The 13,715-nt window shown below is 50.8% G+C and carries 11 protein-coding genes; all 11 read right to left on the bottom strand.

Annotated features, from left to right (window positions below):
- A partial coding sequence (locus BM091_RS13295; RefSeq protein WP_281243994.1) for an aldehyde ferredoxin oxidoreductase N-terminal domain-containing protein occupies positions 1 to 366 on the bottom strand: 366 nt, incomplete at its 3' end.
- 40 nt (positions 367 to 406) lie between these two features.
- Complete coding sequence (locus BM091_RS13300; RefSeq protein ID WP_093396475.1) at positions 407 to 1,573, bottom strand: iron-containing alcohol dehydrogenase; 1,167 nt, start codon at positions 1,571 to 1,573, stop codon at positions 407 to 409.
- Between the two features lie 253 nt (positions 1,574 to 1,826).
- Positions 1,827 to 3,194, bottom strand: coding sequence for a sigma-54-dependent transcriptional regulator (locus BM091_RS13305; protein WP_093396476.1), 1,368 nt, complete (start codon positions 3,192 to 3,194; stop codon positions 1,827 to 1,829).
- Between the two features lie 7 nt (positions 3,195 to 3,201).
- Entirely contained in the window at positions 3,202 to 4,395 is a 1,194-nt protein-coding gene (locus tag BM091_RS13310; RefSeq protein ID WP_177193661.1) for a two-component system sensor histidine kinase NtrB, read from the bottom strand.
- Positions 4,395 to 5,537, bottom strand: a complete 1,143-nt coding sequence (locus BM091_RS13315; RefSeq protein WP_093396479.1) for an iron-containing alcohol dehydrogenase — start codon at positions 5,535 to 5,537, stop codon at positions 4,395 to 4,397. Before BM091_RS13315 ends, BM091_RS13310 begins: the two co-directional genes overlap by 1 nt.
- An 815-nt stretch (positions 5,538 to 6,352) precedes the next feature.
- A complete protein-coding gene (locus tag BM091_RS13320) occupies positions 6,353 to 7,546 on the bottom strand; it encodes a thiolase family protein (protein WP_093396481.1) in 1,194 nt (397 codons plus the stop codon).
- 59 nt (positions 7,547 to 7,605) lie between these two features.
- Positions 7,606 to 9,273: a fatty acid--CoA ligase gene (locus tag BM091_RS13325; RefSeq protein ID WP_093396511.1), complete on the bottom strand. Its 1,668-nt coding sequence runs from the start codon at positions 9,271 to 9,273 to the stop codon at positions 7,606 to 7,608.
- A gap of 29 nt (positions 9,274 to 9,302) precedes the next feature.
- Positions 9,303 to 10,610 (bottom strand): TRAP transporter large permease, encoded by a 1,308-nt coding sequence (locus tag BM091_RS13330; protein ID WP_093396482.1) that lies wholly within the window; start codon positions 10,608 to 10,610, stop codon positions 9,303 to 9,305.
- A gap of 4 nt (positions 10,611 to 10,614) precedes the next feature.
- Entirely contained in the window at positions 10,615 to 11,106 is a 492-nt protein-coding gene (locus BM091_RS13335) for a TRAP transporter small permease subunit (protein ID WP_093396484.1), read from the bottom strand.
- Between the two features lie 24 nt (positions 11,107 to 11,130).
- A complete protein-coding gene (locus BM091_RS13340) occupies positions 11,131 to 12,174 on the bottom strand; it encodes a TRAP transporter substrate-binding protein (protein WP_093396485.1) in 1,044 nt (347 codons plus the stop codon).
- 25 nt (positions 12,175 to 12,199) lie between these two features.
- Positions 12,200 to 13,711, bottom strand: a complete 1,512-nt coding sequence (locus BM091_RS13345; protein WP_093396487.1) for a long-chain-fatty-acid--CoA ligase — start codon at positions 13,709 to 13,711, stop codon at positions 12,200 to 12,202.
- Positions 13,712 to 13,715 lie beyond the last annotated feature (4 nt).

Here is a 13,715-nt window from a genome sequence, read left to right on the forward strand (position 1 = left end):
GTTTATGTAAACTACGTAGAGATCATCCGTTCTGGGTTTGCCCTCAAGAACGATTGCCGCATAACCCAGCCGGGCCAGTACCTGAGCAGGCTGACCTCCCGCATTGGCTTCCTTGATTGTGCCCGTAAGAGGACTCTTGCAACCCACCGAGATCCTTCCCGTCATGGCTCCCGTGGTTCCACTAAGAAGCCCGGGGGCTATGACAAGCTTGTTTTCACCGCTCAAAGGATGACAGTCAGGCGGAACCTCCAGGGAAACAATCGCAGAAGTCAGCCCACGGCCACCAAAACCCTCATACTCCCCAAGACCGCTCTCCACAACCCTGGGTCCACCTTCCGCCCCCATGTCTATCCGTAAAATCTTCATGGCCTATTCTCCCTCATTGTGCCAAAGACGTTCATTAGAATCAGAGTGCATTCTCGTAAATCATTATGATGTCTTCCAGCGTCGCTCGGCGTGGATTGGTCAGTCCGCAGGCGTCTTTCATGGCATTTTGAGCCATTGTAGGAATGTCTTCCTTCTTAACGCCGAGTTCTTTAAGCCCACCGGGGATACCCACGTCACGGGAAAGCTTTTCAATGGCCTGAAGGGCTTTTTCGGCAGCATCTCTTGGTGAAAGACCTTCTACATTTTCACCCATGGCAACTGCTATGTCGGCGAACCGATCCAGTTTGGCAATGAGGTTGAATCTCTCCACGTGAGGAAGGAGAATAGCGTTACAGACTCCATGGGGAAGGTCGTAAAAGCCTCCCAATTGGTGAGCCATGGCGTGTACATATCCCAGGCTGGCGTTGTTGAAGGCCATACCCGCAAGGTATTCGGCATAGGCCATCTTGTCCCGGGCTTCTATGTCGGAACCGTTTGCGACGGCACTCCTAAGGTATTTGGAGATCAGTCGGATTGCTTGAAGGGCGCAAGCATCGGTTACGGGAGTTGCCAGAGTAGACACATAGGCTTCTACTGCATGGGTAAGTGCGTCCATTCCGGTTGCGGCCGTCAATGCGGGAGGCATCCCCATCATTAGAAGTGGATCGTTTATGGCTACATTTGGTGTCACTCGCCAGTCAACTATTGCCATCTTAACCTTCGTGTCGGTATTGGTGATTATGCAGAATCGGGTCATTTCGCTTGCCGTTCCCGCCGTGGTGTTTATGGCTATGAAAGGAGGCATTGGTTTTGTGGCTTTGTCGATTCCCTCATAGTTGCGGATATTTCCTCCGTTCGTTGCAAGAATACCGATACCTTTCGCGCAGTCGTGTGAACTTCCTCCTCCCAGTGATATGATCATGTCGCAACCGTTGTCTTTAAAAACCTTTAATCCGTCGTGTACGTTTTTATCCGTGGGATTGGGAACCGTCTCATCAAAAACCACAACGTCTATCCCTGTGTCTTCTTTAATGAGAGACCTTATCTGGTCGGTTAGGCCTGCCTTAGTGAGTCCCTTATCGGTCACCAGAAGGGGCTTCTTACCGCCGAGCACCTTGATCTGGCGACCGACTTCCTTGTGAGCCCCAATTCCCATAAGTGTGACTGTGGGAATGTAAAAACCGTAAACTTGCTCTTTAACTGCCATGGTTCAACCTCCTGCCTTGTTGTTGGGGTTAGTGTTCTTTGAAATGACCGGGTTGCCTCATATAGGGATACCAAAAACCGTGCCGTTAGGGTTTTTGTAGGCGGTGCTTGTGGATTGGCCGTTTTGTCAACGACCTTGGGGGAAGGTTAGTGTGTAAGATTGACCCACAGGAGGTTATCGGGTTTTTTGAACGCTTATTCTAACTTTGAAGATAACTGTGGTAAAAAGTCACACAATATTTAAAGGCGAGGCTTCAGGAAACAGTTGTTATTGAGCCTTCCCGTTTCAGAAGGCCGTAAGTTTTCATCTTCCGATAGAGAGTCTTGCGGCTTATTCCAAGACTTTGCGCAGCCTTTCGTTTGTTTCCCCGATGTATGGATAGGGCTTTTTGGATCAGGTATTTCTCCATTTCTGAAAGTTTCAGAGAAGACATCGGAAGGTGGGATGCAGGTTGCCCGGATGTTATTTCCATTGGGAGAGTTTTGGGGGTTAAAAGCTCGTTTTCAGCAAGGATTATTGCCCGTTCGATGACGTTTCGGAGTTCTCTTACGTTGCCGGGCCAATTGTAGTTTATGAGGTATCCCAGCACGTCGTCCGTTATCCTGTATCTCGTACCGGGAGGGCTCAACCTGGTAAGGAAGTGTTCCACAAGAAGGGGTATGTCTTCTCGTCTTTCTCTAAGGGGCGGGATGTGAATGTGAAAGACGTTTATCCTGTAGTAAAGAGCCTCGTGAAACCTTCCGGCTTCTACTTCCTTTTTGAGGTCTCGATGAGTAGCAAAAATCAGGCGGACGTCTGCTCGACGTTCGTGGGGATCTCCAACCCTTCGGTAGCATCTATTTTCTAAGAATCTCAGGAGCGCCGCCTGGACATCTTCGGGTAATTCTCCTATCTCGTCGAGAAATAGGGTCCCGCGATCGGCTATTCCTAAAAGACCTTCCCGGGTCTGGTCAGCCCCCGTGAAGGCTCCTTTTACGTGGCCGAAAAGCTCACTTCTTATGAGGTCCTTCTGTATCTCCCCACAGTTTTTAACAATGAGAGGTTTTTCGGATCTTTTACTAAGGGCGTGGATGGTTCTTGCCACAACATCTTTCCCCGTCCCTGATTCTCCGGTTATCAGAACTGGAACGTCCCAGGTTGCAACTTTGCGGATCATTTCCATGACCTGCTGGATACCGCGAGAAGTCCCCACAAGCCTGGGGATCGGTGCTTCGACCAGGGCACGGGAAAGAATTCTGTTTTCACGTTTGAGACTTACACGTTCGTATGCCTTTTCCACAATAAGCTCCAGATGCTCAAGCTGAAAAGGCTTGGTTATGTAGTCGTAGGCCCCTACCTTCATGGCGGCTATTGCACTTTCTATTGTTCCATAGCCCGTTATGATTACTACCTCCACATCCGGTAGAGTTTCTCGAAAGCGCACCAGGAGGTCCATCCCGTCGGCGTCCGGCAGCCGTATGTCCAGAATAATAACGTCGAAATCCTGTTGTTCTATCAGACTCAAGGCCTCGGATGCACTGGACGCCGTAGTGATTAACCGTCGCTCACTGACCAATTCTCTTTCTGCAAGCTTTCTTATGGATGGTTCGTCGTCTATAACCAGCACTCTAATCCTGTCCATTGCCCCACTACCGTTTGCTCTCCGGAAAGACAACGATAAATTTTGAGCCCCTACCCTCCTGACTGTGAACTTTTATGTAAGCCCCGTGGTTTTGTGCGATGTTATAGCATATGGCAAGCCCCATGCCTGTTCCCTGACCAACAGGTTTTGTTGTAAAGAAAGGATCGAATATTCGGGACATATGCTCATCCGGTATTCCACAACCGTCATCATCTACTTCCAGTTCCACACTATCGGTTCTGCAGATTCGAGTGGAAATCTTTATATGTCCTCCGTCAGAAGTGGCATCAATAGCATTTAGAACCAGGTTTAGAATGAGTTGCTTTAGTTGTTGGGGGTTGCCCTTAATAAATGTTGGGTGCGGATCCAGATTCAGTGTGAGGCGCCTTTTCTTATTTCCCGCCAGGCGATGTTTCAAGAGTTTCAGTGATTCCTGGACGAGCTCGTTAAGGTTCACAAGCGTAAACGTTGTTGGAGATTCTCTGCTGTAGGTAAGCAGGCTCTGGATGATGTCCTGGCATCGTCGGCATTCTTCCAGAATGATATTCAATGTCAGCTCTACATCCTCAGCAAAATCCACGGGTATCTTGTGGCGATTATTCTGAAGCCTGCGCTTAAGGGCCTGCGAAAAACCGTAAATGCCCGTAAGGGGGTTGTTGATTTCGTGAGCCACCCCTGAAGCAAGAAGACCGATTGTCGCCATCTTTTCGGCTTCATAGCATTTGCGACGGTATTCCCTCTCAACTGTTACGTCCCTTTTCAGGAGCAGAATATGACAGGGCTTTCCCGAACCGTCTTTGATGGGCGATGCGGTTATCTCAAGGTGCTTCGGACCGTCAAGAGTCTCTATGAGATCCTCCTGTCTTTGAACGCTGTTGTTATGAAGAGCCTTTGTTGCCGGGCATAAATTGCAGGGTTCTCTCCTTTTTCTCAGCGCCTCGAAGCAGTATCTGCCTATGGGAAAGGGGTGATCAAAAACCTTGAAGTAAACATTGTTTGCCGAAACTATGCGGTAGTTAAGATCCAGGACCAGCATGACATCTGTTATGGCGTCGAGAATGGCCTGAATCTGTTGTTTCTTCCTGGCAAGCTCTTCCGCATATGTTCGTAGTTGAGTAATCCTTTCCTGGGCCTCTCTGAAAAACCCCAATTTTGAGTATTCAATGCCTATGATGTCTTGCAGGGTAGGGACGGGCTTCACTACCAGGCCTCCTCGCAAATTTTTACCAGATCCTTCCATGTTACCGGCCGGGGATTCGTGACCACGCAAACGTCTTGAATTGCCATCCTGCAGAGCAGTTCAATGTTGTGATCGTCGGGCAGTATATCCCTGAGTCTTACCTTCATGTTAAGAGACAGGAACATTTCCCGAAGCGTTTCGATTCCTTCAATGGCCGTAGATTTCTTGCTTCGTCTCCGACGGCCTGAAATGATCCGTCCTATCTGGGCCATCTTGTCGAGGCATGCTTCCATGTTGAATCTCATAACGGGCGGCAGTAGCACCGGATGCACATGGCCGTGCAGAACGTCGTACATGCCGCCTATGGCATGGGACAGGGCGTGCACGGCTCCGAGCCCAGCATTGCTGAAAGCCATTGCGGCAGCCGTGCTGGCAGTGCTCAGGGCTTCCAGTGTGTCGAGTTCCAGGCTCACGGCCGCCGTGGGTAAATATTTGGCCACAAGTTCAATGGCTTTGAGTGACTGCATCTCCGTAAAGGGCGAGGCTATGACGGAAACGAAAGATTCTATTGCATGAGAAAGGGCGTCAATGGCAGAGGAGAGCACTAGTTCTCTCGGTTTGGTTTGCAAAAAGAGAGGGTCTATTATGGAGATGTTGGGGACAAGAGTCCGGCTGATGATCGACATTTTTACGCGTCTTCGCGTGTCGGTAATAATGGCAAACTGGGAGATATCCGAACCACTTCCGGCGGTTGTGGGTAGAAATACCATCGGAGGTAAAGGCCGATGAATCCTGTTCGCACCTTCGTAATCATGGATACTTCCCCCGTTACTTGCTACAATGGCAATCCCCTTTGCTGCATCCATAGGGCTACCGCCACCAAGAGCGATGACCACGTCAGCCCGCTCGCTAAGGTATAGCCGGGCTCCCCTTTCTATCTGGTAATCCCTGGGGTTTGACACGACATCTCCAAAATAGACCCATTCCAGTTGATGTGCCTCCAGGATGTTGATCAACTCATCAACCCATCCCACCTTTTCGAGCCCCGGATCGCTCACCAAAAACACCTTCTCGGCACCAAGCCTTCTGGCGCACAGGGCCGTGTACTTCATGCTACCCCGCCCGAATATGATCTCTGGAATCGCAAATTTTACAACGTCCATTGATTTTCAAACCTCTGCCGGGGAAGTGACCAATTAACCTGTACGCATAATTGCAGGAAAATATGTTATCAGACCGGGCGCATTTTTTGTACCCCTGCGTGATCCCGGGGATTCTGCAACGAACATCATGGTGGGTTCGAGGAACGGAGGAATCGCGTATTCCCGAATAATTTGGGTTCTGCTATTTCTTAAAAGTTTCTGTCGTCTTACGCAGGGAGTTCCTCTGTGTGCTCTTCAGGCTCCGTAGCGGGGGTTTAAAATCCTTACTCGATTTCGCTGCACTGGAACGGTATGCTCAACCGCCCGTATGCTCCCGATCCGGCATTGATCGTTTAAACAGCTGTCCCATCGGCATCGAACTCTCGATAGTTTATGGCTTAATCGAAATTTTATACGCGGGCTCACGGCACAGTCCGGATTGGCGAAAATCAGCCCGTTTCTTCGGGCCTTTGCTTTGAAGTTTCCGGAAACGGCTTCTTATGCCAAACAGGTCAGGTTACAAAATTGGATTACCTCTGATGACCGATTGCATTCCAAAAGACCTTTTTTAACTGCGGCTCCAGTGCTTCACGTGACCTTTATCTCCCGTCTCTGCCTCGATAGATGTTGTGGCAGGTAAGTTCGTAATAACCGCGTTGTGTCAGAATTCGCGCTCTTTCCTTTCGGCAGTAAGCTTACCCCATTTGAAAGCGTAAAAAGGGAGAAGTGCACAGGCCGTCGCCCTCGCTTCGTACCTCTGATTACGGGAAAATCAGGTCACCCTTTTTGTCTGGATGTGCCCGCTGATCCCGTCGAGCCCTGGACATCCGAAATTGTTATCTCAGAAGATTTTCCCAGATTACGGTATATCCCTGACCCCTTCCCACACAAAGAGTCGTTATGCCGTATCGGTATTCAGGATGTTCTTCAAAGATGCGTTGCAGGAATGCGATAAGCCGGGCTCCCGATGCGGCCAAAGGATGGCCGTAGGCAATGGCTCCTCCCCACATGTTAACTCTGGGATCATCGGCGGTAAGTCCCAGCCTGTCCAGGCAGTAGAGAACCTGAACCGCAAAGGCCTCGTTTATTTCGATGACATCTATATCGTCCATCTTGAGTCCGGCCTTTGCAAGAGCTTTCTGCGTTGCCGGGACGGGAGCCGTTCCCATAATACGGGGATCCACTCCGGCGACGGCACAGGTTACAAAACGCATCTTTGGCGTAAGCCCCAGCTTCCTTGCCCTGGACTCGCTCATGATAAGAACCGCTGCAGCACCGTCCGTCAGAGGACAGGCATTTCCGGCCGTAACCCTCCCGTTTTCTCTAAAAGCAGGTTTCAGGGAGGCGAGTTTTTCAAGGGTTGTATCGGGGCGGGGAGTTTGATCTTCCCGTATCAAAGCTTTTGTTCCATCGGGCAATTCAACCTCCACCGGAACCATCATATCCCTCATCTTTCCCGCCCTTATGGCTTTTGCCGCCTTTTGCTGGCTCATGAATGCGTACATGTCCGCCATCTCCCTGGTAAATTCGGGGAAGCGGTCGTGGATGTTTTCGGCGGTCTGGCCCATTACTAAAGCGGTCTCGTCACCCAGAGCTTCCGCAGCCCGGGGATGAAGGTCTCTCATAAACCCCATGGGAAGATGTCCCATGTGTTCAACCCCTCCGGCAATGATGCATTCTGCCATGCCCGATGCAATCATCGCAGCCCCGAAACCCACCGCAGTTAAGCTGCTTGCGCACATCCTGTCTATGGAACACCCGGGGATACCCCAGCCTTTTTCCCCGTAAGCAAGAATTGGGACCATGCGTCCGAGGGTTCCGCCCTGTTCCCTGACCTGATTGGTCACCCCCCATATGCTGTCGTCGATCGTGGAAAGATCAAGGGAAGGATTTCTTTCAAGAAGGGCCTTAAAAACCGCAACGGCCAGATCTTCTGCTCTCGTTTTCCAGAAAATCCCCTTTTCACCGGCACGCCCGAAAGGCGTCCTGATGGAATCCACCACTACAACTTCTTCCAGCATTCTCGACATATCCCCCTCCCGTTTTCCAGAGCCGTTAAGGCCTCTTTAGCCGGACCAGAACCGGTAAGTTACTCCTTTGCGGCGTTTGTTGATAGAACCTGTTTTCTTATAAGCTTCTTATCCAGCTTGCCCACGCTTGTTTTAGGCAGCGAGTTGACGAAAAGTATCCGGTCTGGCATTGCCCATTTGGGAATGGTGCCTTTGTGCGCCAAGTTCCTGTAAAAAGCGATGAGTTCATCTTCAGATACCTTGCCGACGTATTCCTGCTTAAGTACGACCAGTACCACCGGGCGTTCTCCCCACTTCTCGTCAGGAATGCCTACGGCGGCGGCTTCGTCTACGGCTTCATGCTTGAGGATGATGTTTTCCAGCTCCAGAGAAGATATCCATTCGCCGCCACTTTTTATGACGTCTTTGATCCGATCGGTGATTTTCAGATAGCCGCGCCTGTCGATGTAGCCGACGTCTCCTGTGTGGAGCCAGCCGCCCGACCAGAGCTCTTCGCTTTTTTCTTTATCCTTGAAATATCCCTGAGTTAGCCAGGGACTGCGCACGACGATTTCTCCAACGGATTTTCCGTCGTGGGGGAGGAAGCGTCCTTCAGGATCGGCTATCCGTAAATCTACAAGAGGTATGGGGATACCGGTCTTTGTGCGAACCTCGACCTGAAGGTCTTTATCCCATGAGACCATGTCAGGCCGCAAAAGGGCCAGCGTCAGGACCGGACACGTTTCGGACATTCCATAGCCCGAATAGACGTCGATACCCCGGTCCAGTGCTTCACGGCATAATGCCTCGGAAAGCGGTGCTCCTCCAACGTTGACGCGCCATTTACTCAGGTTGATCTTTCTGGATAGAGGATGGTTCAAGAGCATGTGAAGGATCGTTGGTACGCAATGGCTGAAGGTAACCCCCTCTTTTTCGATTAGTTTAAGCAGTTTCTCCGGTTCGTATCGGCCCGGATAGACCTGCTTTATGCCCAGCATCGTTGCCACGTAGGGTAATCCCCAGGCATGAACGTGAAACATGGGGGTTATGGGCATATAGACGTCGTCGGCGGCAAGGCCTTTCCCTCCCGGCTTCATGCCGTTTGATCCCGCCGCCACGGCCAGTGTGTGGAGAACGAGCTGACGATGGCTGAAGTACACTCCTTTGGGTAAGCCGGTGGTAGCGGTTGTGTAAAACATCGTGGCCTGGGTGTTTTCATCAAAATCGGGGAAATCGTACTCCGAAGGCGAGGTTTCCAGCATACCCTCATACTCTCCGGTAAACTCGCCCGGTACCGATGTGTCGGGATCATCGCTAAGGAAAACAAAGGTCCTTACGGTTTTTAACCGGCTTCGAATCGCCTTAATTAAGGGAACGAAGTCCCGGTGCACAAAGAGAATTTCATCCTCGGCATGGTTTATCGTGTAGGCTATCTGCTCGGGAGCCAGGCGGACGTTGACGGTGTGGAGAATGGCCCCCATCATTGGGATGGCGAAGAAGCATTCCAGGTAACGATGGCTATCCCAATCCATCACACCGATCACGCTACCGGGGCGAGCCCCAATGTGTTTAAGAGCGTTCGCCAGCCTTCCCAGACGCTCAAAAAACTCGGCATAAGTTAGACGTTTCACCTCGCCATATACGATTTCCTGATCACGGGCGAAACGTTCTGGCGTGTGCAGGAGATGTTTAAGAATAAGCGGGTAGTCGTAAGCCGATGGGGTTTTGTAAATTTTTTTGCCGGCCATGCCGTCCTCCATGTCTGTAGTGCCTCTTTTCAATCTCCAACGTGCATCGTTGAAGGAAGCCAGAGGGCGATTTCAGGCCAGATAATCACAGTGATCAAACAGAGTGCCTGGAGAATACAGAAGGGTACAATGGATTTGTACAGGTCGCTCATGGTTATGTAAGGAGGAGCTACGCCTTTGAGAATGAAAAGGTTGAAGCCAAAGGGGGGCGTGATATAGCCCATGGTCATGTTGATGACGAAGAGTACCCCGAACCAGATGAGGTCAAAGCCGAGTTGATCGATAATGGGGATAAATATAGGCCCGAAAAGGGTAATGATTGCTGCGGGCTCAAGTATCATGCCCAGAAAGAAGAACAGGATCTGTGTGAAAATAAGAATCCACCAGCGTGATATGCCCAGACCCAGAAAGAATTCCTGCACGGCGTCCTGTACACCCACTACGGCCAGATAGTGCGTTAAACAGGCGGCACCTATAATGATCCACAGGACCATGGCGTTTAGCCTGACCGTGCTGAGTGCGGCTTCAAATACGGCCTTTCGGTTTAGCTGTCCGTTCAGAGCCATACACATGAGGGCTCCACAGGCACCAACCCCGGCGGCTTCCGTAGGTGTGGCAACGCCTTGATAGATCGAACCCAGAACCAGAAGAACCAAAACTATTGGCCAGATCACATTTCTGAGGGTTTTCAGCTTTTCGCGAAAGCTCAGGCGCTCATCAATTGGTGGGCCTTTGGACGGATTGATCAGGCATGCGATGAGAATGTATAAAACAAAAATCAAGGTCATCAGAAGGCCGGGAATCACGCCGGCCATGAAGAGTCTGCCTATGGAGACCTCGGCAATGCTCGCATAGATAATCATTATCACACTGGGCGGAATCAGTATCCCCACAGCACCGCCTGCCATGATACTGCCCAGAACCAGCGATCGGTCATAGCCTCTTTTCAGCATTGCCGGGAGTGCAATGAGGCCCATGGTAACCGTTGCAACGGAGCTTATGCCGGCCATTGCTCCAAAAAGGGCGCAGATGATCACGGTTCCCATAGCCAGACCACCCCTAAGCCCTCCCGACCAGCTGTAAATGACCTCGTAAAGATCGTCGGCAATGCCGCTTCTCTGAAGGAGGTTTGCCATCAGGATGAAAAGTGGAACCGCCAGGAGAATAAAGCTCGTGCTATCGCTGTAGGTGGTGCTGACAATCTGGTAAAGCGCTCCGGGCCCCCAGGAGATGAGTGTGCCGATGATCGAAACCGTAAGAAGGCTGAAGCTTACGGGGAAGCCGATGAAAAGGAGCAATGCAAAGAGGAATAAGACCAACACAACCCCGACATCCATGTGGTTACTCCTTTTGAGGTGGCCTCATAAGCCTTAGTTGTTGATTTAGTGCTTCAAGGAAAAATCCCGTGCTTCCGACGACCATAATGGACCACACGATCCACAGAGGTATTCCCACTTCGGTGTTCGAGCGTTTGTTGAAAAGGATGGCGAGACGAAGTTCGTCTATGCTGAACCAGACCAGAATTGATGAAAGAGCTACTGTCAGGGGCGCCGTTAGCGCATCAATGCGCCTTCTCGAGCGAAGGCTCATCCGTACCCTGAAGACGTCCACACGAACATGTGCATCTTCCCTGAGAGAAAAGGCCGTTGCAAACATCGTTATGGCACAGAAAAGATACTGGTTTATTTCCATGGCGGCTGAGAAAGGATTGTGAAACACATAGCGGGCAATGACATTGACGGTCACGCTGAGGCTAAGAAGCAGGCATAAGCAGGCGGCTACGGCGGCCAGACAGTACGAAATACGGCCGATTATTCCATCTGAGCCTTTCATCTGGAATACCCTCACCAGGTTATGTCACTGCTTGTTTTGTGAAGATAATGCATTCAGCGAAGGGTGAGCAGGATCAATTTCTTTGTAGAATTCGGCAATCAGCTCGACCTGCCTCTTACAGATTTCGCAGGATTGGGCGTGTTCGTTATACAGCGGAGCCGTAAGCTGCCTGAACCTGCCAACTTCATCTAATGGAAGTTCAACAAAAGAGATTCCGTGCTCCTCGCCGAATTTCCGTGCTCTTGCATCGCTGTCAGCGCTAAGACGGGCGGAGTGAACGGCAGTCTCAAAACCTGCACGCTCGATAGCCCACTTTTCTTCCGGAGAAAGCCCTTCCCATACCTTTTTGCTTATAAGGATTTCCACTATTCCCGGAGTGTGTATGGCCGGAACACTGACGTACTTCACCACTTCGTAGAAGCGATAATCTTCCAGTGTGTACCAGGGGTAATCCGTTCCCTCGACGGTACCTCTTTGAAGGGCGGTGTACTGTTCTGCCCCCGCAATGCTCACGGGTGAACCGCCCAGAGCCTTGACAATCTTGGCCTCCATGCCCACGGCCCTGATGTTTTTACCTTTGAGGTCTTCGACGGAATGGATTGGAAAGTTTGTCATGAGGCCCATGGTTGCGACCATTACAGGTGCCACGTAAAATACGCCGTGGCGGTCCAGGGCGGATCGCATGAGTTCTAAAAAGCCATATCCGTAATAGATGTCGAGGACGTCTTCGACTCCACGCCAGCAGAAGGGTAGCCATTCACCGTTTACCTCAGGCACCACTCCTGCGAAGTAAAGCATGGAACCGGCATAGGCGTCTATCAGACCTCGCTGTAAGGCCGTCAGACCCTCTTCGCTTTTCACGAGCTGACCCGGGTAAAAAATTTTAACCCTGACTTTGCCCTTCGTATAAGATTCAACCTTTTCGGCGAAGAATTGGGTACTCACCGCGACCATGCTGGTTTTAGGATAAACCAGTTGAAGCCTTAATACTTTTGAAGCCTCCACGTTGAAAGACAGGAAAAGGACAAGGATTCCCGACAATATGACGATAGACGATCTTTTGAACATGTTAATACCTCCCTTTTGCCGATTGTTAACGAGATACCCATCTTTCCCTTAACTCTTTTTTTAAGACCTTACCCGTGTGGCTCTTGGGTAGCTCTCTGACAAGCCTTATGTGTCTTGGGTATTTGTAAGGGGCTACCAGGTCCTTAACAAACTTCCTCAATTCTTCCTCTGTAACCCTTGCCCCGTCCCTAACGACAACATCTGCGGCAACTTCTTCTCCCAGGTCGGCATCCGGGACTCCATAGACCGCTGCTTCCAGGACATCGGGATGCCGGTAGAGTATCTCTTCTATTTCGCGGGGATAGACGTTGTAGCCGCCGCGAATGATCATGTCTTTCTTCCGATCAACTATGTAAACGTATCCTTCCTCGTCCTGCCTTGCCATGTCCCCCGTGTGAAGCCAGCCGTCCACTATGGTTTTCGCCGTTTCTTCGGGCTTGTTCAGATAACCCTTCATAACTCCTGGCCCCTTTACGAGAAGTTCCCCCACTTCCCCCGTTTTTACATCCCTTCCGGAATCGTCGACTATTCGGATCTGAAAACCGGGAATCGGCAGGCCTATTGAGCCGGGCTTGGTTTTTCCGCCAAAGGGGTTTTCTATGCATACGGGTGAACATTCGGTAAGCCCGTAGCCCTCGTATATCTTTGTCTGAAAGATTTTTTCGAATTTTTTCAATAATTCGACGGGAAGGGATGCACCTCCGGAGATGCAGAACCTGAGAGATGACCGTTTCAACCCGCGGGCTTCCGCCTCGGCGATAAGACGGTTAATCATCGTGGGCACGGCAAACAGAAGAGTTGATTTTTCTTTTTCTATCAGTTCAAGTACTGCTCCAGGGTCGAAGTGACTGAAAAGATGTAGCGTCAGACCCAGGTAGATGGAAGCGTTCATCACGCTCGTTTGACCGAAAACGTGGTATAGCGGAAGCACGCCTATAACAACATCCCCGGGTTCGGTATGCCTCATATCGGCCACCGTCATGGCGTTGCTGTAGAGATTTTTATGTGTAAGCATGGCGCCCTTGGGAGCTCCTGTCGTTCCCGACGTGTAAAGAATGGCCAGCGTATCTTCATCGCTGGCCGGATAAGTTTCCAGAAGCTCGGGTGCGTCAAGGCTTTCAAAGGAAATGAAGTCGGCATCACTTTGAACTCCAAGAGCAATGCGAACGGCGCATTCGGGAAAATCCGCCAGGACCCTGGCCGGCTCGTCGAGATAGGGATACATTCCGATGAAGGCTCTGGGCTGAGAATCCGAGATGATGTATCTTAGTTCATGGGCCTTGTAGAGGAAGTTTACCGGAATGATTACTGCGCCGATCTTTGCCAGGGCGTAGTAGGCTACGACAAACTCGGGGCAGGTCTGCATCATCAGGATGCATCTGTCGCCGGGGCCGATCCCGAGGTTTTTAATTGCCCCGGCGACTTTGTTAACTCTCCGGTTAAGCTCTCCATAACTCAACTGCCGGTTCTCAAACCTCAGTGCCACATGGTCAGGAACTCTCTGAGCCGTTTTCTCCAGAAGTACTGCCAGATTCATAGCA

The sequence above is a fragment of the Thermodesulforhabdus norvegica genome (genome assembly GCF_900114975.1).
In the GTDB taxonomy this organism is placed as follows: domain Bacteria; phylum Desulfobacterota; class Syntrophobacteria; order Syntrophobacterales; family Thermodesulforhabdaceae; genus Thermodesulforhabdus; species Thermodesulforhabdus norvegica.

Excerpts from the sequence above, each read along its gene's own strand:
- BM091_RS13300 (WP_093396475.1), bottom strand. The coding sequence starts at position 1,573 with ATGGCAGTTAAAGAGCAAGTTTACGGTTTTTACATTCCCACAGTCACA.
- BM091_RS13305 (WP_093396476.1), bottom strand. The coding sequence starts at position 3,194 with ATGGACAGGATTAGAGTGCTGGTTATAGACGACGAACCATCCATAAGA.
- BM091_RS13315 (WP_093396479.1), bottom strand. The coding sequence starts at position 5,537 with ATGGACGTTGTAAAATTTGCGATTCCAGAGATCATATTCGGGCGGGGT.
- BM091_RS13320 (WP_093396481.1), bottom strand. The coding sequence starts at position 7,546 with ATGTCGAGAATGCTGGAAGAAGTTGTAGTGGTGGATTCCATCAGGACG.
- BM091_RS13325 (WP_093396511.1), bottom strand. The coding sequence starts at position 9,273 with ATGGCCGGCAAAAAAATTTACAAAACCCCATCGGCTTACGACTACCCG.
- BM091_RS13330 (WP_093396482.1), bottom strand. The coding sequence starts at position 10,610 with ATGGATGTCGGGGTTGTGTTGGTCTTATTCCTCTTTGCATTGCTCCTT.
- BM091_RS13335 (WP_093396484.1), bottom strand. The coding sequence starts at position 11,106 with ATGAAAGGCTCAGATGGAATAATCGGCCGTATTTCGTACTGTCTGGCC.
- BM091_RS13340 (WP_093396485.1), bottom strand. The coding sequence starts at position 12,174 with ATGTTCAAAAGATCGTCTATCGTCATATTGTCGGGAATCCTTGTCCTT.
- BM091_RS13345 (WP_093396487.1), bottom strand. The coding sequence starts at position 13,711 with ATGAATCTGGCAGTACTTCTGGAGAAAACGGCTCAGAGAGTTCCTGAC.